The organism is Saccharopolyspora sp. ID03-671 (assembly GCF_045278815.1).
Taxonomy (GTDB): domain Bacteria; phylum Actinomycetota; class Actinomycetes; order Mycobacteriales; family Pseudonocardiaceae; genus Saccharopolyspora; species Saccharopolyspora ipomoeae.
Window position 1 is genome coordinate 3,535,694 of sequence record NZ_CP134054.1, and the last position, 20,885, is coordinate 3,556,578.

Genomic DNA, 20,885 nt, shown 5'->3' on the forward strand with positions numbered 1-20,885 from the left:
GGTGAGCGAGATCGCACTACGGTGCGTCTATCAGTGCATTCACATCTCCAGGGAGGTTCTGGGCAATGAGCCAGCCCGACGGGCAGAGCAACACGCTCGACAACCTGCTGACGGAAAGCAGGACATTCCCGCCGTCTGAGGAGTTCGCGGCGCAGGCCAACGCCACGTCGGCGCTGTACCAGGCCGCTGATGCCGACCGCGAGGCGTTCTGGGCCGACCAGGCCGACCGCCTGGCCTGGGACACCCGCTGGAACCAGGTCCTGGACTGGTCCGACGCGCCCTTCGCCAAGTGGTTCGTCGGCGGCACCCTCAACGTCGCCTACAACTGCGCCGACCGCCACGTCGAAGCAGGCCACGGCGACCGCGTCGCGATCCACTGGGAAGGCGAACCCGGCGACTCCCGCACCATCACCTACGCCGAACTCCAACGCGAGGTCTCCCGCACCGCCAACGCCCTGGCCGAGTTGGGTGTCGGCAAGGGCGACCGGGTCGCGATCTACCTGCCGATGCTGCCCGAGGCCGTGTTCTCCATGCTGGCCTGCGCCCGCCTCGGCGCCCTGCACTCGGTGGTCTTCGGCGGCTTCTCCGCCGAAGCCCTGCGCTCCCGCATCAACGACGCCCAAGCCAAGGTCGTCATCACCGCCGACGGCCAATACCGCCGCGGCAAGGCCATGCCGCTCAAGGCCAACGTCGACGAGGCCGTCGCCGAGGCCCCCAGCATCGAGCACGTCCTGGTCGTGCAGCGCACCGGCACCGACGTCGCCTGGAACGACCGCCACGACAAGTGGTGGCACGACGTCGTCGACCGCCAGCCCGACACCCACACGCCGGAGGCCTTCGACAGCGAACACCCGCTGTTCATCCTCTACACCTCCGGCACCACCGGAAAACCCAAGGGCATCCTGCACACCTCCGGCGGCTACCTCACCCAAGCCGCCTACACCCACCACCACGTCTTCGATCTCAAACCCGACACCGACGTCTACTGGTGCACCGCCGACATCGGCTGGGTCACCGGCCACACCTACATCGTCTACGGCCCCCTGGCCAACGGCGCCACCCAGGTCATCTACGAAGGCACCCCCAACGCCCCCCACGAAGGCCGGCACTGGGAGATCGTGCAGAAGTACGGCGTCACGATCTACTACACCGCCCCCACCACGATCCGCACCTTCATGAAGTGGGGCGCCGACATCCCCGCCCAGTACGACCTGTCCTCCCTGCGAGTGCTCGGCTCGGTCGGTGAACCCATCAACCCCGAAGCCTGGATCTGGTACCGCAAGCACATCGGCTCCGACCGGACGCCCATCGTCGACACCTGGTGGCAGACCGAGACCGGGGCGATCATGATCTCCCCCCTGCCCGGCGTCACCGCCACCAAGCCGGGTTCGGCGCAGACACCGCTGCCCGGCATCTCCGCCAAGGTCGTCGACGAGTCCGGCACCGACGTCGGCCCCGGTGGCGGCGGCCTGCTCGTGCTGGACAAGCCCTGGCCTTCCATGCTGCGCGGCATCTGGGGCGACGACGAGCGCTACAAGGACACCTACTGGTCGAAGTTCGCCGACCTCGGCTTCTACTTCGCCGGTGACGGCGCGAAGTACGACGAGGACGGCGACCTCTGGCTGCTGGGCCGCGTCGACGACGTCATGAACGTCTCCGGACACCGCATCTCCACCACCGAGGTCGAGTCCGCCCTGGTCTCGCACCCCAACGTGGCCGAGGCCGCGGTGGTCGGCGCCAGCGACCCGACCACCGGTCAGGGCATCGTGGCGTTCGTGATCCTGCGCGGCGGGGCCGCCGACGGCGCCAGCGGTGAGGCCGCGCTGGCCGAGCTCCGCGACCACGTGTCCAAGGAGATCGGTCCGATCGCCAAACCGCGCCAGATCATGGTCGTCCCCGAGCTGCCCAAGACCCGCTCCGGCAAGATCATGCGCCGCCTGCTCCGCGACGTCGCCGAGAACCGCGAAGTCGGCGACGTCACCACGCTGGCCGACTCCTCGGTCATGGACCTCATCTCCAAGGGGCTGAAGTCCGGCGACGACTGATCGTCCCAGCTGTTCTCGGGAGGGCGCCCTCGGTTCGAGGGCGCCCTCCCATTTTTTTCGCACAACCCTTCTGAACTGGTCAAACACCCCCTGAGAGGTGTTTGAAGCGGCAACTGATCCGCCAGACGGATGTTAGGCTCGACTACAGGTGTGCCGGGAAGTCTGGTCGGCGAACGAATCGTGCTGCCCACGAACGGAGCCACCTTGTTCGACCGCAACCGCGCCCGCACGTTCGACTTCGGCGCCTACCTGCGCACCGAGACCGTAGGCGGCATGGTGCTGCTCGCCGCGGCCGCCGTCGCGCTGCTGCTCGCCAACTCCCCCGCGAGCGCCTTCTACACCGCCGTCCGCGACTTCCAGGTCGGTCCGCACCTGCTGCACCTCGACCTCAGCATCGGCGAGTGGGCCAAGGACGGCCTGCTCGCGATCTTCTTCTTCGTCGCCGGCCTGGAGCTCAAGCGCGAGCTCGTGATCGGCGAGCTGTCCAACATCCGCAGCGCGCTGCTGCCGGTCATCGCCGCCGCCGGCGGGATGATCGTGCCCGCGGCGCTGGCCTTCGGGATCAGCGTCGGCGCCCCCGGGCACGAGACCGCGTGGGCGATCCCGGTGGCCACCGACATCGCGTTCGCGCTCGGCGTGCTCGCGCTGACCGGCTCGTGGATGCCGACCGCGGCCCGGGTGTTCCTGCTCAGCCTCGCCGTCGTCGACGACCTCGGCGGCATCATCGTGATCGCCGTCGTGTTCACCTCCGGCCTCGACCTGCTGTGGCTGCTGGCCGCCGTCGCGCTCTGCGCGCTGTACTGGTTCCTGCAGCACAAGCGCATCCGCTCGCCGTGGATCTACGTGCCGTTGGCGGTCGCCACCTGGATCGCGGTGCACAGCTGCGGCATCCACGCCACCATCGCCGGTGTCGCGCTGGGTCTGCTCACCCGCGTCCGCACCGACGCCGACGAGGAGACCTCGCCGGCGATGCGGCTGGAGCACCGGCTGCAACCCTGGTCGGCCGGTCTAGTCGTGCCGGTGTTCGCGTTCTTCGCCGCCGGTGTGCCGGTCGACGGCGAGGCCCTGACCTCGATGTTCGAGGACCGGGTGGCGATCGGCGTGATCGTCGGCCTGGTGGTCGGCAAGTTCGTCGGCATCTTCGCGACCTCGTTCATCGCGGTGAAGCTGCGCATCGGCAACAAGCCGTCCTCGGTGTCCTGGCTGGACATGGGGGCGCTGGCGATGCTCGGCGGCGTCGGCTTCACCGTCAGCCTGCTCATCACCGAACTCGCCCTGGAGGGCGCGGCGGCCGAACGCGCCAAGGCCGCGGTCCTCATCGCCTCCGCCGTCGCCTCGCTGCTCGCCGCGGCGGCGCTCGTGCGGCGCGGCCGCAAGTTCAACGGCAACGGGGCCGACAACGGCGACGGGACCAACGAGGTCGACGGCACCAACGAGGCCGACGGAGCCAACAAGGCCGACGGGACCGACGGGGCCGGTGACAACGGGCCTGGTGAGCAGGGCGGGAATGTCACTCGCGGGTAACGCATCGCGAGTCGATGGGCGCGTGGCTGATCTCCCGTGGCACGATGGTGGCCGTGAACAGCGCCCAGAAGAGCACCAACGGCAGCCGTGAAGGTGCGGAGTGGAGTGCGGTGAACTCCATCCCGTTGTCCGAGGAGGGCACTGCTCCCGACGGGCAGTCCATCGGCGCGTTGGTCAAAGACGCCACCACGCACCTGTCCACCCTGGTCCGCTCCGAAGTGGAGCTCGCCAAGTCCGAGATCGCCGGTGAGGTCAAGAAGGGGCTGCGCGGCAGCGTCTACTTCATCCTGGCGCTGTGCGTGCTGGGCTTCAGCCTGTTCTTCCTGTTCTTCACCGCCGCCGAGGGGCTGCACGCGCTCGGCCTGTGGCGCTGGGCCGCCTTCGGCATCGTCTTCCTGGCGATGCTGCTGGTCGCCGGCCTGTTCGCGCTGCTCGGCTACCTGAAGGTCCGCAAGATCCGCGCCCCGAAGCGCACGATGGCGACCCTCAAGGAGACCAAGAACATCACCAAGCGCCACAAGCCGGAGGAAACCCCGGCCACCTGACCCACCGGCCACTCGGCCAGGGGCGCTCACACCCAGCGAGAACCGCGGCGGACCAAGTCCGCCGCGGTTCTCGCATCTCGGTGCGGGGTCCTGTTCGGCGGGAACGTCACCAGTGGACAGTTTTAGCCATAATTGTCCCGACAAAACGGACATCGATCATGGGTGATTCTGGCTAAAACTGTCCCGCTCCCGGACCGCGCACCCAGGCCGCACCCGGCCTCGCAGCTTCGCGGCCTCCCGGAAGCGGTCCGGTTCGTCAGTTCGTGCAGTTGCCCGTGGGGACCGGGGTGGTGAGGTGCGGGGCTTCCTCCACCTCGTCGGCGACCTCGTCCGCGGTGAGCGCGAAACCCGTCTCCGGATCGTCGACCGCGGCGCCGAAGACCACGCCCACGACCTTCCCGTCCGGGCTGATCAGCGGACCGCCCGAGTTCCCGCTCTGCACCCGGCCGCGCACCGTGTAGACGTCGCGCACCACGGTCGCCGCGTCGTAGATGTCCGGCCCGCGCAGCCGGATGCGCTCCCGGACCCGCCCGGCGGAGGCCGTGTACGGGCCGTCCAGCGGGTAGCCGAGCGCGATCGCGTCGTCCCCCGGGTGCGCCGAGCTCGACGCGAACGTCATCGCCTCGGCGTCCAGGTCCGGGACCGACAGGATCGCCAGGTCCACGTCCGGCTTGTACATCACGACCTCGGCATCGAAGTCACCGCGGCCGATCTCGATGGCCACCCGGTCAGTACCCGCCACCACGTGCGCGTTGGTCATGACCCGGTGCGGGGCGATCACGAAGCCGGTGCCCTCCAGCGCGCGGGCGCACGAGGTCGCGCGGCCGCGGATCTTGACCACGCTGGTCTGCGCGTTGCGCACCACCTCGCTCCCGGCCAGCGCCGGGTCGGGCGGTGCGATCTCGGCGACCGGGGTCTCCGAGAACGGCTCCAGCGCCTCGGGGAAACCGGACATGCCGAGCATCCGGCGCAGGTCGTCGGGCAGCGCCCTGGCCTGCGGGGGCATCACCGAGTTGACCGTGCTGAGCACCTGCGACCGGCTCAGCGCCGCCGCCAGCCCGGGCAGCGCCGTGGCCGAGGTGAACGGCAGCGCCACCAGCCAGGCCACCACCAGCACCGCGAGGAACTGCAGCACCGAGCCGAGCGCGTTGTCGACCCCGGCGAGGCGCGGTGAGGTGATCCGGTCCCGCAGCTCGCGGCCCGCCCACATCCCGAAGGTCTCGCCGAAGGCGACCAGCAGGACCACGATGCCCACGCCGAAGGCCAGCCGGGCGACCGGGCTGTCCAGGGTGTCCAGCAGCAGCGGTGCGACCTTGAGGCCCACCACCGCTCCGACGAACACGCCCACGAAGGACAGCAGTGCGGTGACCAGACCGCTCCGAGCCCCGGAGACCGCGGCGAGCAGTGCCAGCAGCACCACCAGCAGGTCGACCCAGTTCACCCACTCACCCCTCGCACTGGACGATCAGTCGCACCACCGTCTCATGGTCGGACAACGGAACGGCTACGCCGGTCCGCCGGGGAGGCGTTCGCCACCTCCCGGAACGCCCTCAGGAACGTCCGAAGCCGAGGTCGTCGGCTTCCTCCGCAGCTCGCCACGCCTCGTCGAGTTCTCGCACGTCAGCGCGGTTCCAGCTGCGCGACCAGCCCGCCAGCTCCAGCAGTCCGGCCAGCAGCCCGCCGGTGAAGCCCCACACGAGCATCCCCGGAACGAGGAAAGCCGGCCCGGCCACGCCGCTGCTCAGCCGCACCCGCACCCGGTTCTCCGGGTCGGTGAGCCAGGAGATCGGCACGCTCGCCACCGCGGCGGTCTCGCCCGGGTCCACCGGAGCGACGTGCGAGGGCTCCGTCCAGTGCGCCAGCACCGGGGTGACCCGGAAGCCGCTGTGCGGAACGTGCAGTTCCGGCAGGGTGGCGACCGGGCGGATGCCGTCCGTGCGCACCCCCACCTCCTCGACGGCCTCGCGCAGCGCGGCGTCCACCGGACCGCGATCGACATCGTCGAGCGCGCCGCCGGGGAAGGCGACCTGACCGGGGTGCGAGTTGAGGCCGTCGGCGCGGCGCAGCAGCAGCACCTCCGGGCCGTGCTCGCCCTCGCCGAGCAGGATCAGCACGGCTGCCGGGCGGGCGGAGGCGGGTGGCGGGTGGTTCGGCCAGCCGAAGTGCCCGGGGTCGAGGTCAGCGGTGCGCTTGACCAGCGTCCGCATCCACTCGGGCAGGTCGTCGGGATCGACCAGCGGTCCGTTCTCGCTCACTGGCCCCCCAGGGTCCGTTCGACGGCGGCCCGAACCTCGGCGGGAGATTCGAACGCGACCGGCGGGTCGATGCGCCGGACCTCGCCGGAGCCGGTCACCACGAAGCTGACCGGCAGCACGTTGGGGGCCCGCAGCGCGGCCCGGGCCCGGTTGTCGCCGTCATGCACGGTGGGGAAGTGAACGCCCAGCTCGCGCAGTAGGTCAAGACCTTCGCCCGCACCGCTGTCGACCTGCACGCCCAGCACCCGGATCGCACCGGGTTCGGTGCTGTAGGCCTGCAGCGCGGGCAGCTCGGTCCGGCACGGCACGCACCAGGTGGCCCAGAGGTTGATCAACGTGGGCTCGCCGGAGACGGCTCCGGCCAGGTCAACGGGCTTGCCGTCGGCCAGGCACTGCGCGCTGACCCCCGCGAGCCCGGCGGGACCGCCCGTTCCGGTCGGGCAGGGCTGCAGCGCGGCGGCCGCGCGCTGCTGCGGATCGATCCGCTCCGCGGGTGGCGGGGCGGCGGCCGGTCCGCCCTGCTGCTGCTCGTGGTCGCGCGGCCAGAGCGCGACGGCGGCCAGGACGGCGAGCACCACGACGACGACGGTCCACTGGATCTCGGACCGGTAGGCACGCAGGTTCACGCCACCGGCTCCTTGGCCGCCTGCTTCTCCACCGTCTTGTCCGGCACCTCGTCGACGATGCCCGCGAGCTCCAGCAGCCGGGGCGTCTCCGGCCCCCTGACCAGCTTCGCGGCCTCGACGTGGTCGGTGGGCCCGGCGCCGTAGGCCGGGCAGTCCTTGGCCAGCAGGCAGGCGCCGCAGGCCGGTTTGCGGGAGTGGCAGACGCGCCGTCCGTGGAAGATCACCCGGTGGGAGAGCATCGTCCACTCCTTCCGGGGAATCAGCTCCCCGATGGCGTGCTCGACCTTCACCGGGTCCTCCAGCTCGGTCCAGCCCCACCGGCGGACCAACCGTCCGAAGTGGGTGTCCACGGTGATGCCCGGGACGTCGAAGGCGTTGCCGAGGATCACGTTGGCCGTCTTGCGCCCGATGCCGGGGAGCTTCACCAGCTCATCGAGCTTCGCGGGCACGTCGCCGCCGTGCCTGTCGACGAGCGCGGCGCCCAACCCCATCAGCGAGGAGGCCTTGTTCCGGTAGAAACCGGTGGACCGGATCATCTCCTCCAGCTCGGTCCGGTCGGCTCCCGCGTAGTCCGCGGCGGTCGGGTAGCGGCGGAACAGCGCGGGCGTGACCTCGTTGACCCGCTTGTCGGTGCACTGCGCGGACAAGATCGTCGCGACCGCGAGCTCCAGGGGCGTGGTGAAGTCCAGCTCGCAGTGCGCGTCCGGATAGGCTTCGTTCAAGGCGCGCAGCATCCGCCTCGCTCGCCGGACGAGTCCCAGTCGGGTCTCCTCGCCCTTCCGAGATCGGGTCTTCCCCTGGTCAGGAGGGGTTCCAGCGGACTTGGCGCGGGTGTTTCGAGCAGGCTCCGACACCCCACCAGACTACGGAGGAGCCCTGACACGGACGGTGGCGGCACCGTCACCGAGCCCTGAGAACCGACCCCCGGTTGAACCGGCGTCGAAGGTATGAGCGAGGATTCACACCATGATGGCTGCCTGGTTCGTCATCGTAGTACCGCTCGTGATCATGTTCTTCACGCTCTTCATGGAGCGCGTGGAGGCCCGCCTGCGGCATGTGGCGGTGCAGGAGAACGAGGTGGAGGAGTTGCTGGAGAACGCTCGCCCGGACGAGGTGCGGGCGCTGTTCCGGCAAGGTATTGGACGTGCGCTGGAGCTGTTCCAGCTACGCAGGGTGGGACGCGCCGGTAGGCTACGTACCCGCCGTTCGCGCGACCAGTCTTAGAATCGCTGGTAGTGATCGGCGGCACACCGCCAGACGCGCTGACGCGGGTCCGGCACCACAGACAGCCGCCGCGTCTCAACATGGAGGGACGAGGTGGACGAGACCCTGGCCCGGGCCGGCATCTTCCAAGGCGTTGAGCCGGCTGCGGCGGAGGCACTGGCCCAATCGCTGGAACCGATCGAGTTCCCGCGCGGACACGTGATCTTCGCCGAGGGCGAGCCGGGTGACCGGCTCTACATCATTCAGTCCGGCAAGGTGAAGCTCGGACGCAAATCCCCGGACGGCAGGGAGAACCTGCTGGCGATCATGGGGCCGTCGGACATGTTCGGCGAGCTGTCCATCTTCGACCCGGGACCGCGGACCTCGACCGCGACGACGGTCACCGAGGTGCGCGCGCTGAGCATGGACCGAGGCGCTCTGCGGCAGTGGATCGCCACGCGTCCGGAGATCGCCGAACAGCTGCTGCGCGTGGTGGCCCGCCGCCTGCGCCGCACCAACGGCATGCTCGCGGACCTGATCTTCACCGACGTTCCGGGGCGCGTCGCCAAGGCGTTGCTGCAGCTCGCGCAGCGCTTCGGCAGCCAGGAAGCGGGCCTGCTGCGGGTCACCCACGACCTCACGCAGGAAGAGATCGCGCAGTACGTCGGCGCCTCGCGGGAGACCGTGAACAAGGCGCTCGCGGACTTCGCGCACCGCGGCTGGCTGCGTCTCGAGGGCAAGAGCGTCCTGATCCTGGATCCGGAGCGCTTGGCCCGCCGCGCTCGCTGAGCGACGACGCAGCGCACACAACGCGAACGTGACGCGCGTCGGCCGAAGAGTCCGGGGCTCCTTCCCGGGTTCTTCAGCCGACGCGCGTCTCTTCGCGTCTGCGCCACCTCTGCGGATTCCGGGAAAACTCTTCCGGTTCGAACACGCAACCGAGGCCGAGTCGTCCGCGTCACATCACGAGACGCAGACGAAAGGGGTCTCCGGATGGATTCCAACATCGTGATCGCCGTGGTGGCGATCGCCCTGGTACTGCTGTTCGTGACGACGGTGCGCACGGCGATGGCGAGCTCGAACCGCATCGACGGCCGTCGGCGGAGGGCGTCGAGCGGCGCCTTCGTGGGTACGGCGGGCAGCAGCGACAGCGGTTTCAGCGATGGCGGCGGTTTCAGCGACGGCGGCTTCGGCGGGAGCGACGGCGGCGGCTGCGGGGGCGGCGACGGCGGAGGCGGCGGGGGCTGCTGATCAGCGCGGTCGCCGGGCGACAGCGGAATTGCGAAGGGACTGGGCGCCACCCCCGACGTGGCGCTCCAGTCCCTTCACTTTCGCGTGGTTCGTCCCCGACGACTAACCACGCTCCCCCGGCCCTCCGGTGCTTCGGCCCCGAATTCCTCGGCACCGGAGGCGGCTGCGTGCACTCGCCTCGCTGTGTGCAGTTGCCTCTCCACGAAGATGCTGGAAGTGCCTGCTCTCCAGCAACCCCCTTTCACCAACCAAGACGTGCGCGCCGAGGGCTCGGTTGCACACATCACCCGTTCTGAGTAAGCAACCTCACTCCGGTCGTTCCGCTCGAACCGGAAACTCGTTGGTACCGCCGTACCATTTTCGGCATACTGGAACGCGTGTCCCAATCCATGTCGCTGAACGACTACCGCACGGCTCTGACCACTCCCGGCGCCCGCGCCCCCGTCGTCACCTCGCTGCTGGGCAGGCTGCCCATCGCGATGATCGGCATGGCGCTGCTGCTGTACGTGCAGCGGGAGAGCTCGTCGTTCGCGATCGCGGGCACGGTGTCGGCCGCCGAGCTGATCGGCGTGGCGATGGGGTCGGTCGTGCAGGGCAGGATCGTGGACCGCACCGGCCCGTCGAAGCCGCTGTACATCACGTCCGCCCTGTTCACGGGCTCGGTGGTGGCGACGCTGCTGGCGATCGAGCTGGGCGCCCCGACGCCGCTGGTGGTGCTCGGCGCGTTCGCGATGGGACTGCTGCAGCCGAACATCGGTTCGGCCTCGCGCGCGCTGTGGGGACACCTGCTGCCGCCGGGACGGGTGCGCGAGGCGGCGTTCTCCTACGAGGCGATCAGCCTGGAGGTCTTCTTCATCCTCGGGCCGGGACTGGCGGGCCTGCTGGTGGCGACTCCGTGGGCGGGAACCGGTGTCGTGGTCGGCGCGGTCTGCATGGTGCTGGGCAGCGTCGGCTTCGCCGCGACGCGCGCCGCCCGCACGCAGCGCCCGGAGCCGTCGGAGCACGCGGGAGCGCTGCTGGGTGCGATCGCGGCCCCGGGCATGCGCACGGTGGCGCTGGCGGCGCTGGGCTTCGGCGTGGTGATCGGCTTCATCGAGGTCGCGGTCCCGGCGGCCGCGGTGGAGGCGGGGCAGCCGACGATGGGCGGCCTGCTGATGAGCCTGGCCTCGGTCAGCTCGGTCGCGGTCGGCGTGGTCTACGGCGTGCACCCGTGGCCGCGCCCGATGTACCTGCGGCTACCGGCCCTGCTGCTCGGCTTCGCGGGCCTGGTCGCCCTGCTCGCGCTGCCGACGACGCTGCTGGGCCTGGCTCTGATGCTGCTGCTGGCGGGCTGCCTGATCACCCCGCAGTCCACGGCCCACTCGGTCGCGGTCGAGTTCGCCGCCCCGCCCGGCACCGCAGCGGAGGCGTTCGGCTGGGTGGTCACCTCGGTGACCCTGGGCTCGGCGATCGGCCAGTCCACCAGCGGCCAGCTCGTCGAACTGGCGGGCCCGCCCACGGCCTTCCTCGTCGCCGGCGCCACCGGCGCCGCCCTCGCCGCCCTCCTCTACCTCCGCCGGAACACCCTCCTCCCCCACCGCACGAACCTCTCCCTCGCCGGAACCTGAGGCCTCCGAGTTCCGACCGCGGAGCGCAGCAGGGGACAGTTTTAGCCCAAACTGTCCGGGCAAAAGGGACACCAACCCCGGGCAATTCTGGCGAAAACCGTCCCCGCGCGAGGAACGCTCACAGCGTGCGCTGTTCTTCGAGGTAGGTGAGTTGGGCTTGGACCGTGAGGTCCGCTGCCGGCCAGACCGCGGGGTCGACGTCCGCGTAGACGAGTTCTACGACCTGGCGGGGAGTGGGATTGGGGCCCAGATCCGTGAGGGCTTGGCGGACTTGGGCGAGGCGTTGCTGCCGGTGGTCGAGGTAGTGCTCGGCGACGGCGCGGGCGTCGTCGAGTTCCGGGCCGTGGCCGGGCAGAGCCCGGACTCCCGGGGGCAGGGCGGCGATCTTGCGCAGCGAGTCCAGGTAGGAGCCCAGGTGGCCGTCCGGGTGGGCGACGACCGTCGTGCCCCGGCCCAGGATGCTGTCGCCGGTGAACACCGCCGGTTCGTCGTGCTCGGCGACGAAGCAGACCGAGTCGGCCGTGTGGCCCGCCGTGGTCATCACCCGCAGCTCCACGCCCGCCGCGGTGATCGGTTCGCCGTCGGCGAGCGGTTCCGCGTCGCGGCACAGCTTCGGGTCCAGCGCGCGCACCGGGGCCCCGGTGCGCTGCACGAACTCCGCCACGCCCGCCGTGTGGTCCTCGTGGTGGTGGGTGAGCAGCACCAGCCCGACCGGGCCGTGCTCGGCGACCAGACCGAGGTGCTCGACGTCGTCCGGACCCGGGTCGACGACCACGCACTCGCGGGAACCCGGCTCGCGCAGCACCCACGTGTTGGTGCCGTCGAGCGTCATCGGGTTCGGGTTGCGGGCCAGCAGCACCGACGCGTACGAGGTGACCGGGCGGAGCTCGCCGTAGGCGGGGTGCTGCATCAGGCCTCCTCGAATCCCGGCTCGCCCGGCAGCACCGCGTGCCAGCGGCCGTCGCGCTCGATCAACTTCGGCATGATCTTGGTGAGCGTCCGCTCCGCCGTCAGCGCCGCGTCCAGCGCGTCGAAACCGCCGAGCTCGGTCAGCGTCACCTCGGTCGGCGGCAGCAGGTGGCAGCGGCCCTCGCGGAAATCGGTCAGCGCCTGCTCGGGCGTCGCCCAGTAGGCCTCGGCGGCCTCCGTCGTGACCGCGTCGGCGCGCTGCCCGGCCGGCATCGCGGCCAGGAAGAAGCGGGTGTCGTAGCGGCGCGGCTCCTGCTCCGGGGTCAGCCAGTTCGCCCACGGGCGCAGCAGGTCGGCGCGCAGCACCAGGCCCTCCTCCGCGAGGAAGCCCGCGAGCGAGACGTCCCTGGTCACCAAGGCGTGCCGGGCCTGCGAGTAGCCGCCGGTGTCCGCCACGACCGTCGCCGCATCGGGCCCGGCCAGCAGCACGCCGGACTCCTCGAAGGTCTCCCGGACCGCCGCGCACACCAGCGCGCGAGCCACCTCCGGGGTGCAGCCGAAGCGCTGCGCCCACCACTCGGGACCCGGGCCGCTCCAGGCGACCGAGGCGTCCGCGTCCCGCGGGTCGACGCCGCCACCCGGGAACACCGTCATGCCCCCGGCGAAGGCCATGCCCTTCACCCTGCGCTGCAGGAACACCTCTGGCCCCGCAGGACCGTCGCGCAGCAGCATCACCGTGGCCGCGTCCTTCGGGCGCGCAGGCTCCTCCGGCCGGTCCTCGGGCACGAATCCCGTTGGCAGCGAACGATCCATGCCCGCCACCCTATGTCGGCGACCGGCCGGGGAACACCGCCCGGAAACGATCAGCGCTGCTGCTGCGGGGCGTAGGCCTGCTGCTGGTTGGCCGCTATGGGCGGGAAACCCCCGGTGCCGCCCGGCATCGTCGAGGTCCGGCCGTCCTCTCCCTGGCGCTTGCCCGGACCGTCCTGCTCGCGGTGCGCGAGCTCCTCGTGCAGCTTGCGCAGCAGGTTGCGCTCCCGGTCGGTCAGCTTCGCGTCGACCGCGGCCGGGACGCGCATCATCACACCCGTCTGCTCGGCCGCTGTCTCGGGTTGTGCGTCCTCGGGTGATTCACCGGGAAACTCGTGCTGCGGCTCGGCCACAGCGTGCGACACCCCCTCCGGCCGGGACTCCTCCACCGGGGCCGGCGGTGCCGGCGGCGGGGACGGGGGCTCCTCGGGCTGGCGGTGCTCGGCGACCTGCCGGGCTTCCTGCCGCGCTTCCTGTCGGGTCTCCTGCCGGGGCTCGGCCACCTGTCTCGGCTCCACGACCTGCTCCGGCCGTGGCACTACAGGGGGAGCCGTCCTCTCCGCGGGCGCGATGTCCAACCGCACCCGCCGGGCCGTCGACAGCGCGTCGCGGTGGTACTCGGGCAGGTCGGCGCCGGTGGCGAAGACGTCCACCGCGTAGCGCAGCCCGGCCCGGCGCAACGCCGAGATCAGCTGGTAGGCGACCGCCGGACCGGACCCGTCCGGGCCGACCTCGGCCAGCAGCACGCCCTGCGGCACCGCGCCGTAGCTGGTGCCCGCGGGCGTCGTGCGGTTGGTGACCCACAGGCCGCGCAGCCCCGTCAGACGCCCGCCGACCTGCTTGAGCGCCAGCTCCAGGTCCGAGTCGTCGGAGTCGGGGGCGTTGAACTTGTGGTGCTCCGGCAGCAGCGAATCGACCACGGCCAGCCGGTCCGCCAGCTGGGGCTGGGAGCGCGTCTCCTCCAGCACCCGGCGCAGGTGGTACTGCTCGGCGGCGGTCACCTCGATCCGCCCGGCCAGCAGGCACCCCGCGAGGTATTCGGCTCCGGCGTCGGGCTGCCCGATGCCCAGCAGCTCGCGGGCGCCGTCGATGCCGTCGTCATCGACGCGCCCGGTCATGGCCAGCAAGAGGCCGTGCAGCCGGTCGACCGGTCCGGCGGCCTCTGCAACGTCCACCACGAATGCCTCCTCTAACTGCCGACCGCTCAGCCGCGGCGACCGGCGAACTCTTCAGCTCCCGAGCACACCAGCGCCGACTCCTCGATCGCCATCCGGTGGTACGGGGTGGGTTCCAGGTCCTTGGGGACGACCTCGACGCACGGAGCGGAGTCGCCCAGGGCGCGCAGCACCCGCTGGATCTCCCCGGTCAGCTCGACCTGGTCGCTCGACGCCGACACCAGCACGACGAGCTTCGCCGGGCCCGAGTCGCGGCGCCGCCACGTGTTGCGCACCTCGCGCACGCCCGGGCGGCCGCGCAGCGTCGCGCCGAGCACCAGCACCGCGGAGTCGCCGACGTTCGCGGCCGGGGACTCGGTGGTGAACGAGTAGTGCGGGGTGGTGTCGACGACCGCGGGCAGCACCGCGTTGACCATCGCCGGGTCCGCGCCCAGCGGCAGCAGCGCGTCCGCGAGCAGCCGGTGCTCGTCGTCGTCGAGCGCGATGCGCTCGCGGACCAGCGTGCCGGGCAGCAGTCTCGCGACGACCTCGGCGGCACCACCGGCCAGCCAGTCCCGGTATCGCCACAGGTGCCGATCGGGCAACCTGCCGGCCAACCGAAGCAACAGTTCGTGGCACAGCAGATCGGTTTCACGCACTGCCACGGCGCCCCTCCATGCGTAGTACTCCGCGTTCCGGGCCCAGCCCGCCGCTCCCCCGACGCAGCTGCACCCTTCCAGGTGAACTTTGGTGCTACTGACCGGGTCGAACAAGCCCCTGAACGACCCAAACGCAACGCGTTGGAATCAACATCCCCCATCTGAGGTACACCAGATCAGGTGTCGTCAGACCGAGGATGATCGCAGCGTACTGGTCGTAGTTGATCGAGGGACCCCCACCGCCGAAAAAATCACCGCTTCTTCCTCCGGTGACCACGCCGCGATCACGCAACGAGAACGCGGCGTCACCCCGCGTGGGGAGACGCCGCGCGCCAGGTCCGAAATGCCGAGATCACTCCACCTCGACGACCAGCTCCACCTCGACCGGCACACCCAGCGGGAGCTCCGCGACGCCCACCGCCGAGCGAGCGTGCTGCCCCGCCTCGCCGAAGACCTCGCCGAGCAGCTCCGACGCACCGTTGACCACACCGGGCTGACCGGTGAAGCCCTCCGCCGACGCCACGAAGCCGACCACCTTCACGACCCGGACGATCGAGTCCAGGCCGACCAGCGAGTCCACCGCGGCCAGCGCGTTCAGCGCGCAGATCCGGGCGTACTGCTGCGCCTCCTCGGCGCTGACCTCCGCACCGACCTTGCCCAGGCCCGCGGGCGAACCCGCCACCATCGGGATCTGGCCGGCCGTGAACACCAGCGAACCGGTGCGCACCGCGGGCACGTAGGCCGCCACCGGGGTGACCACCTCGGGCAGCGGGATGCCCAGCTCCGCCAGGCGATCCGTCCACCGACCCATGTCAGGCCTCCTTCGGCCGCTTCAAGTAGGCCACCATCTGCTCACCGGTCGGACCCGGCAGCACGGCGACGAGCTCCCAGCCGTCCTCGCCCCACTGGTCGAGGATCTGCTTGGTCGCGTGGCTCAACAACGGCACGGTGGCGTACTCCCACTTCTGCATGGTGGGGAGCCTAATTGCTCCGGTGGTCGTCGTCGTGGGTGGCGGGTGCGTCCGTCGCGGGACGACCGCGATCACAAGTGCGCAGACATTTCCGGAAACGGGGACTTACGCTGATCGCGTGACCTCATGGGACGGGGAGCTCAACCAGGCGCGGTTGCACGTGGTCAGCGGCAAGGGCGGGACCGGCAAGACGACGGTCGCCGCCGCGCTCGCGCTGGCCCTGGCCACCGGGGGCAAGAAGGTGCTGCTCATCGAGGTCGAGGGGCGGCAGGGGATCGCCCAGCTCTTCGACAGCGCGCCGCTGCCCTACTCCGAGGAGTGGATCGCCGCGGCGCCGGGCGGAGGCGAGCTGCGAGCGCTGGCCATCGACGCCGAACCCGCGCTGCTCGAATACCTGTCGATGTTCTACAACCTCGGCTTCGCCGGGCGGACCCTGCGCAAGATGGGCGCCATCGAGTTCGCCACCACGCTCGCGCCCGGGCTCCGGGACGTGCTGTTCACCGGCAAGATCAAGGAGTGCGTCGGCCGCACCGACGAGCGCGGCCGCCACGTCTACGACGCCGTCGTCGTCGACGCCCCGCCCACCGGCCGGGTCGTGAAGTTCCTCGACGTCACCCGCGCGATGGCCGATCTCGCCAAGGCCGGGCCGATCCGCGACCACAGCGACGGCGTCGTGCGCCTGGTGCACTCCAGCGACACCGTCGTCCACCTCGTCACGCTCCTCGAAGAGCTCCCGGTCCGCGAAACCCTCGAAGCCGTCGAAGAGCTCGACGCCGCCGACCTGCGCCCCGGCGCCGTCGTGCTCAACCGCGTCCGGCCCGGGCGGCTGCCCGCGCGCTCCGTCGCCTCCGCCGCCGACGGCCGCGTCGACGCCGACCGGGTGCGCACCGGCCTCGAATCCGCTGGTCTGACCGTCGACGACAGCACGCTCGACGGGCTCCTCCACGAAACCGTCGAGCACGCCATCCGGCACCGGGCCGAGGACGCCGCCCGCGACCAGCTCGCCGCCACCGACCTGCCGGCCGTGTCGCTGCCCGACCTCACCGCCGGCATCGACGTCGCCGAGCTCTACGAGCTCGCCGAGATCTTCACCGAACACGGCATCCGGAGCCCCCGATGAGCGAACCGCAGCGGCCCGCGCAGGTCGACGTCGACGCGCTGCTGGACGACCCCGACACGCACGTCGTCGTCTGCTGCGGCTCCGGCGGCGTCGGCAAGACCACGACCGCCGCCGCGCTCGCCCTGCGAGCCGCCGAACGCGACCGCAAGACCGTCGTGCTCACCATCGACCCCGCACGGCGGCTCGCCCAGGCCCTGGGCCTGCGGGAACTCGGCAACACGCCCAAGCAGGTGCGGCTGGAGGGCTTCGAACCCGCGGGCGACCTGAACGCGATGATGCTGGACATGCGCCGCACCTTCGACGACATGGTGCAGATGCACGCCGGCCCCGAACGGGCCGAGCAGATCCTGAACAACCCCTTCTACCAGACCATCTCGACCTCGTTCTCCGGAACGCAGGAGTACATGGCGATGGAGAAGCTGGGGCAGCTCGCGGCCTCCGGCGAGTGGGATCTCATCGTCGTCGACACCCCGCCCAGCCGTTCCGCGCTCGACTTCCTCGACGCGCCGCAGCGGCTGTCGACCGTGCTGGACGGGCGGCTGATCAAGATGCTGTCCTCTCCCGCGCGCGCGGGCGGGCGCGGGCTGCGCAAGATCGTCGGGGCCTCGTTCGGGATGTTCGCCAAGGCCGTGTCCACGATCATCGGCGGCCAGCTGCTCAACGACGCGGCGAACTTCGTGCAGGCCTTCGACTCCACCTTCGGCGGGTTCCGGCAGCGCGCCGAGCAGACCTACCGGTTGCTGCGCTCGCCCGGTACGGCGTTCCTGGTGGTCGCCGCGCCCGAACCGGACGCGCTCCGGGAGGCCTCCTACTTCGTGGAGCGGCTCGCCGGGGAGTCGATGCCGCTGGTCGGCCTGGTCGCCAACCGGACCCACCCGGTCGTCGCCGACCTGCCCGGCACGCGGGCCACGGCGGTGGCGGAAGAGCTCGAAGAAGCGGGATCGTCCCCGCTGGCGGCAGCGGTGCTGCGGGTGCACGCGGACCGGGTCGCGATCGCCGAGCGGGAGAAGCGGATGCTCGCGCGGTTCACCCGAGCGCACCCGGACGTGTCACTCGTCGGGGTGGCGGCGTTGCCCTCGGATGTGCACGATCTGTCCGGGTTGCGGGAGATCGGCAGGCGACTCGCCGGCGAATGATCAGATGAATCAGGCCGGGCATAAACGTTTTCACGCTCACGCCCGGCCTGATCTTTTCTCGGGGATCAGCTCACCTGGAACTCGGTGATATCGGTGTAATCCTGACGCGCTGCCTCAAGCAATTCGCGCCAGTTACGAACATCCGGACGACGCCGAAGCAGCGCCCGCCGTTCGCGTTCGGTCATTCCACCCCAGACACCGAATTCGATCTTGTTGTCGAGCGCCTCGCTGAGGCACTCCGTCCGCACTGGGCAGCCAAAACAAACCATTCGCGCTTTGCGCTGCTCAGCCCCGCGGACGAACAATTGATCCGGGTTCTGGTCTCGACATGCGGCGTTAACCCGCCAGTCCCCCTGCTCGAACATAGAGTTCCCCCAGCTCCTCACTGGATCGTCGGCGACTGTATTTCGTCCGGAGCCCCCCGGCACCGGATGCCGCGGTTCGGGTCGTCGGGAGTCGAACCGCAACAGTGCTGTCGCTGGACGTAGACGGACTGTAGAGCCCAGCGGTTCCACAACCAACCGACGGTTGTCGTCCCGTTATCTTTCACACTCACTACATCGGGCGGACTTCAGCCGTGACACTCCGTCACGGCGCGTATGCGTTTTACTCTGGCGGAGTGCGTGCCCGAGACGGCTTGTTGAAGCTTTTCGGTCTGTGTGTGCTGGCCGGCGTGCTGGTCGCGGGATTGCTCTTCCCGGCTGCGGGATCACTCGGAGTGGTCTCCAACCGCGCCGGAGACGCGGTCAACAGCATTTCCACGGACATGATGACCAAGGAACCGCCACTTGTGACTACGGTCACAGACAGGGATGGGAGGCCGATCGCCTACCTGTTCAACCAGGACCGGACCCCGGCCGCCCCCGACCAGATCGCCGACACCATGAAGGCGGCGATCGTGGCCATCGAGGACCGGCGGTTCTTCGACCACCAGGGCGTGGACTGGGCCGGGACCATGCGCGCCGCCGTGACGAACCAGATGTCCGGCGAGATCGCGCAGGGCGGTTCCACCCTCACCCAGCAGTACGTGAAGAACTACCTGGTGCACGTCGTCGCCGCCGACGACCCGGTCAAGCAGGCCAAGGCGATCGAGCAGACCCCGGGCCGCAAGCTGCGGGAGATCCGCATCGCGCTGCAGGTGGAGAAGCAGCTCGGCAAGGAGCAGATCCTCACCCGCTACCTCAACGTCGTGCCCTACGGCAACCAGGCCTACGGCATCAGCGCCGCCGCGCGGACCTACTTCGGCACCACGCCGGACAGGCTCACCATCGCCCAGGCCGCGCTGCTGGCGGGCATGGTCAACAGCCCCAGCGCGCTCAACCCGGAGAGCAACCCGCAGGAGGCGCTGGACCGCCGCAACCTGGTGATCAAGGCGATGGAGGACCAGCGCCGGATCACCCCGGAGGCCGCGACCGAGGCGCGCAACGCGCCGCTCGGGCTGGTCTCGCCGTTGCAGAACATCCCCAACGGCTGCGTCGGCGCGGGCCCGGCCGACGGGTTCTTCTGCCGCTACGTCATCGACTACCTGGAGCGCGCCGGGTTCACCGAGGAGCAGCTCAAGACCGGCGGCTACACGATCCGCACCTCGATGGACAAGCGCGCCACGGACGCCGCCAAGGCCGCCGCCGAGCGCGGCGTGCCGAAGACGACCAAGGGCATCGCGAACGTGATGAGCGTCGTCGAACCCGGCAAGGACAAGCACCGGGTGCGCGCGCTGGTCGCCAACCGCGACTTCGGCATCGACGCCTCGAAGGGGCAGACGTCGTACGCGCTGCCCAGCGGGATCGTGAAGTTCGGCGCCGGGTCGATCTACAAGGTGTTCACCGCCGCGGCGGCGCTGGAGAAGGGGATGGGGATCTACAACACGATCCAGTCGCCCGGCTCCTACACCTCGCAGGTCTACAAGAACGGTTCCCGGCCCTACACGGTCGGCAACGCCGAGGGCGTCGCGGCGGGTCCGCGCTCGCTGCAGATGGCGTTGGCGACCTCGCCGAACACCGCGTTCGTGGCGTTGCAGGAGCGGGTCGGGCTGAACCCGACGGTGGACATGGCGGTCCGGCTGGGGATGCGGCAGACGCTGCTGCACAACACCTCCAGCGGCAACCCCGTCACGCCCAACGGCTCGGGCGGCCTGTCCCAGGCCGAGGACGTGAAGCAGAAGAACATCGGCGCGTTCACGCTCGGCTTCGCCCCGACGAGTCCGCTGGAGCTGAGCAACGTCGGCGCGACGATCATGAGCGGCGGCACGTGGTGCCCGCCGACGCCGATCGAGCAGATCCAGGACCGCAACGGCAACCCGGTGTCGATCACCGAGGACCCGTGCGAGCAGGCCGTGGACGAGCCGCTGGCCAACGCGATGGCCGTAGGCATGAGCAAGGACGACACCGGCGGCGGCACGGCGGCTGCCGCGGCCAGCGGAGCGGGCTGGAGCCGTCCGGTGGCGTCCAAGACCGGTACCACCGAGGCGCACCAGTCGGCCGGGTTCCTCGGTGCGACCCCGCAGTTCGCCGGTTCGGTGCTGACCTTCAGCGACGGCACGTCGCCGCAGGGCATCTGCGACACCGATCCGCCCCGGCTGTGCGGGGCCAACGGCGGCAACATCTACGGCGGCAAGGTCCCCGCGCGGACCTGGTTCGACGCGATGAACGTGATCCACCAGGGCCTGCCGGTGGCACCGCTGCCCCCGACCACCGACCGGTACGAGAACGGCGGCAACGAGTTCCAGGTGCCCAACGTCGTCGGCCTGACCAACGACAAGGCCAAGGAAACGCTGGAGAAGGCCGGTTACAAGGTCACCGAGCGATCGGTGAACAGCCAGCGCAAGCGGGGCACGGTCACCAGTCAGACGCCGCGCGGCTTCGCGCTGCCCGGCGAGACGGTGACGCTGTCGGTGAGCACCGGTTACGTGCCCACGCCGTCGACGCAGCGGCCACCGCCGACGGCACCGCCGCCCGCCGCCGGACCGCCACCGGCACCACCCGCGCCACCGGGCGTCCCGCCGGGGCAGCAGCCGGGCGGTCCGCCGGGGCAGTGACCGGTTGACCGGGCCGTTCGGGTGCTTCCTAGACTC

Annotated in this window: 20 protein-coding genes and 1 pseudogene; 10 read left to right on the forward strand and 11 right to left on the reverse strand. The window is 70.6% G+C overall.

Translation table 11 applies throughout. The features are described 5' to 3' along the window. The first annotated feature begins 65 nt into the window (after nt 1–65). From acs to REH65_RS16185, 3 genes and pseudogenes are all read left to right on the forward strand, one after another. Nucleotides 66–2,045 (forward strand): acetate--CoA ligase, encoded by a 1,980-nt coding sequence (gene acs / locus REH65_RS16175; protein ID WP_406693038.1) that lies wholly within the window; start codon nt 66–68, stop codon nt 2,043–2,045. A gap of 204 nt (nt 2,046–2,249) precedes the next feature. Then, nucleotides 2,250–3,440 (forward strand): annotated as a pseudogene (nhaA, locus tag REH65_RS16180) (Na+/H+ antiporter NhaA); the annotation flags it as partial. Between the two features lie 173 nt (nt 3,441–3,613). Further along, on the forward strand, nt 3,614–4,114 hold the full coding sequence (locus tag REH65_RS16185) for a phage holin family protein (protein ID WP_281458703.1): 501 nt from the start codon (nt 3,614–3,616) through the stop codon (nt 4,112–4,114). A 256-nt stretch (nt 4,115–4,370) separates the two neighbouring features. Here the strand turns inward: REH65_RS16185 and REH65_RS16190 are convergent, their stop codons facing one another. From REH65_RS16190 to nth, 4 genes are all read right to left on the reverse strand, one after another. After that, the gene (locus tag REH65_RS16190; RefSeq protein WP_281458701.1) at nt 4,371–5,555 is read right to left on the reverse strand and encodes a MarP family serine protease; all 1,185 of its coding nucleotides are present in this window, start codon (nt 5,553–5,555) and stop codon (nt 4,371–4,373) included. A 109-nt stretch (nt 5,556–5,664) separates the two neighbouring features. Continuing rightward, nucleotides 5,665–6,321, reverse strand: a complete 657-nt coding sequence (locus tag REH65_RS16195) for an NUDIX hydrolase (protein WP_406693179.1) — start codon at nt 6,319–6,321, stop codon at nt 5,665–5,667. Nucleotides 6,322–6,365: 44 nt separating this feature from the next. Continuing rightward, nucleotides 6,366–6,995, reverse strand: coding sequence for a TlpA family protein disulfide reductase (locus REH65_RS16200; RefSeq protein ID WP_406693039.1), 630 nt, complete (start codon nt 6,993–6,995; stop codon nt 6,366–6,368). Then, complete coding sequence (gene nth / locus REH65_RS16205; RefSeq protein ID WP_281458698.1) at nt 6,992–7,729, reverse strand: endonuclease III; 738 nt, start codon at nt 7,727–7,729, stop codon at nt 6,992–6,994. The genes REH65_RS16200 and nth overlap by 4 nt, the downstream gene beginning before the upstream one ends. A 235-nt stretch (nt 7,730–7,964) precedes the next feature. On the opposite strand from nth, the gene REH65_RS16210 reads away from it, so the two are divergent. The 4 genes from REH65_RS16210 to REH65_RS16225 all read left to right on the forward strand — a co-directional run bounded on the left by REH65_RS16210 (nt 7,965) and on the right by REH65_RS16225 (nt 11,056). Then, a complete protein-coding gene (locus REH65_RS16210; RefSeq protein WP_029535541.1) occupies nt 7,965–8,219 on the forward strand; it encodes a hypothetical protein in 255 nt (84 codons plus the stop codon). Between the two features lie 93 nt (nt 8,220–8,312). Continuing rightward, nucleotides 8,313–8,987: a Crp/Fnr family transcriptional regulator gene (locus tag REH65_RS16215; RefSeq protein WP_093422841.1), complete on the forward strand. Its 675-nt coding sequence runs from the start codon at nt 8,313–8,315 to the stop codon at nt 8,985–8,987. 204 nt (nt 8,988–9,191) lie between these two features. Next, the gene (locus tag REH65_RS16220; protein WP_406693040.1) at nt 9,192–9,449 is read left to right on the forward strand and encodes a hypothetical protein; all 258 of its coding nucleotides are present in this window, start codon (nt 9,192–9,194) and stop codon (nt 9,447–9,449) included. 389 nt (nt 9,450–9,838) lie between these two features. Beyond that, the gene (locus REH65_RS16225) at nt 9,839–11,056 is read left to right on the forward strand and encodes an MFS transporter (protein WP_406693180.1); all 1,218 of its coding nucleotides are present in this window, start codon (nt 9,839–9,841) and stop codon (nt 11,054–11,056) included. Nucleotides 11,057–11,174: 118 nt separating this feature from the next. Here REH65_RS16225 and REH65_RS16230 read toward each other — a convergent pair whose 3' ends face one another. The 6 genes from REH65_RS16230 to REH65_RS16255 all read right to left on the reverse strand — a co-directional run bounded on the left by REH65_RS16230 (nt 11,175) and on the right by REH65_RS16255 (nt 15,559). Next, on the reverse strand, nt 11,175–11,966 hold the full coding sequence (locus REH65_RS16230) for an MBL fold metallo-hydrolase (protein WP_406693041.1): 792 nt from the start codon (nt 11,964–11,966) through the stop codon (nt 11,175–11,177). Continuing rightward, entirely contained in the window at nt 11,966–12,778 is an 813-nt protein-coding gene (locus REH65_RS16235; protein ID WP_406693042.1) for an NUDIX hydrolase, read from the reverse strand. The genes REH65_RS16230 and REH65_RS16235 overlap by 1 nt, the downstream gene beginning before the upstream one ends. 50 nt (nt 12,779–12,828) lie before the next feature. Next, nucleotides 12,829–13,953, reverse strand: a complete 1,125-nt coding sequence (locus REH65_RS16240) for a hypothetical protein (RefSeq protein ID WP_406693043.1) — start codon at nt 13,951–13,953, stop codon at nt 12,829–12,831. Between the two features lie 26 nt (nt 13,954–13,979). Then, nucleotides 13,980–14,594, reverse strand: a complete 615-nt coding sequence (locus tag REH65_RS16245; protein WP_281458690.1) for a hypothetical protein — start codon at nt 14,592–14,594, stop codon at nt 13,980–13,982. A gap of 346 nt (nt 14,595–14,940) precedes the next feature. Continuing rightward, nucleotides 14,941–15,399: a RidA family protein gene (locus tag REH65_RS16250; protein WP_281458689.1), complete on the reverse strand. Its 459-nt coding sequence runs from the start codon at nt 15,397–15,399 to the stop codon at nt 14,941–14,943. A 1-nt stretch (nt 15,400) separates the two neighbouring features. After that, the gene (locus REH65_RS16255) at nt 15,401–15,559 is read right to left on the reverse strand and encodes a DUF4177 domain-containing protein (RefSeq protein ID WP_132623662.1); all 159 of its coding nucleotides are present in this window, start codon (nt 15,557–15,559) and stop codon (nt 15,401–15,403) included. 118 nt (nt 15,560–15,677) lie between these two features. On the opposite strand from REH65_RS16255, the gene REH65_RS16260 reads away from it, so the two are divergent. Both REH65_RS16260 and REH65_RS16265 read left to right on the forward strand, forming a co-directional pair. Beyond that, on the forward strand, nt 15,678–16,679 hold the full coding sequence (locus tag REH65_RS16260) for an ArsA-related P-loop ATPase (protein WP_406693044.1): 1,002 nt from the start codon (nt 15,678–15,680) through the stop codon (nt 16,677–16,679). Continuing rightward, on the forward strand, nt 16,676–17,815 hold the full coding sequence (locus REH65_RS16265) for an ArsA family ATPase (protein WP_406693045.1): 1,140 nt from the start codon (nt 16,676–16,678) through the stop codon (nt 17,813–17,815). Before REH65_RS16260 ends, REH65_RS16265 begins: the two co-directional genes overlap by 4 nt. Before the next feature lie 65 nt (nt 17,816–17,880). Here REH65_RS16265 and REH65_RS16270 read toward each other — a convergent pair whose 3' ends face one another. Next, entirely contained in the window at nt 17,881–18,180 is a 300-nt protein-coding gene (locus tag REH65_RS16270; RefSeq protein ID WP_093422866.1) for a WhiB family transcriptional regulator, read from the reverse strand. A gap of 425 nt (nt 18,181–18,605) precedes the next feature. Here REH65_RS16270 and REH65_RS16275 point away from each other — a divergent pair, with 425 nt between their 5' ends. After that, the gene (locus tag REH65_RS16275) at nt 18,606–20,849 is read left to right on the forward strand and encodes a transglycosylase domain-containing protein (protein WP_406693046.1); all 2,244 of its coding nucleotides are present in this window, start codon (nt 18,606–18,608) and stop codon (nt 20,847–20,849) included. Nucleotides 20,850–20,885: the final 36 nt, after the last annotated feature.

Bases quoted from the DNA above. Each gene is read 5' to 3' on its own strand.
- nth (WP_281458698.1), bottom strand. From the start codon at position 7,729: ATGCTGCGCGCCTTGAACGAAGCCTATCCGGACGCGCACTGCGAGCTG.
- REH65_RS16235 (WP_406693042.1), bottom strand. From the start codon at position 12,778: ATGGATCGTTCGCTGCCAACGGGATTCGTGCCCGAGGACCGGCCGGAG.
- REH65_RS16210 (WP_029535541.1), top strand. From the start codon at position 7,965: ATGGCTGCCTGGTTCGTCATCGTAGTACCGCTCGTGATCATGTTCTTC.
- REH65_RS16265 (WP_406693045.1), top strand. From the start codon at position 16,676: ATGAGCGAACCGCAGCGGCCCGCGCAGGTCGACGTCGACGCGCTGCTG.
- REH65_RS16230 (WP_406693041.1), bottom strand. From the start codon at position 11,966: ATGCAGCACCCCGCCTACGGCGAGCTCCGCCCGGTCACCTCGTACGCG.
- acs (WP_406693038.1), top strand. From the start codon at position 66: ATGAGCCAGCCCGACGGGCAGAGCAACACGCTCGACAACCTGCTGACG.
- REH65_RS16195 (WP_406693179.1), bottom strand. From the start codon at position 6,321: ATGCGGACGCTGGTCAAGCGCACCGCTGACCTCGACCCCGGGCACTTC.
- REH65_RS16270 (WP_093422866.1), bottom strand. From the start codon at position 18,180: ATGTTCGAGCAGGGGGACTGGCGGGTTAACGCCGCATGTCGAGACCAG.
- REH65_RS16250 (WP_281458689.1), bottom strand. From the start codon at position 15,399: ATGGGTCGGTGGACGGATCGCCTGGCGGAGCTGGGCATCCCGCTGCCC.
- REH65_RS16225 (WP_406693180.1), top strand. From the start codon at position 9,839: ATGTCGCTGAACGACTACCGCACGGCTCTGACCACTCCCGGCGCCCGC.
- REH65_RS16220 (WP_406693040.1), top strand. From the start codon at position 9,192: ATGGATTCCAACATCGTGATCGCCGTGGTGGCGATCGCCCTGGTACTG.
- REH65_RS16255 (WP_132623662.1), bottom strand. From the start codon at position 15,559: ATGCAGAAGTGGGAGTACGCCACCGTGCCGTTGTTGAGCCACGCGACC.
- REH65_RS16185 (WP_281458703.1), top strand. From the start codon at position 3,614: ATGGTGGCCGTGAACAGCGCCCAGAAGAGCACCAACGGCAGCCGTGAA.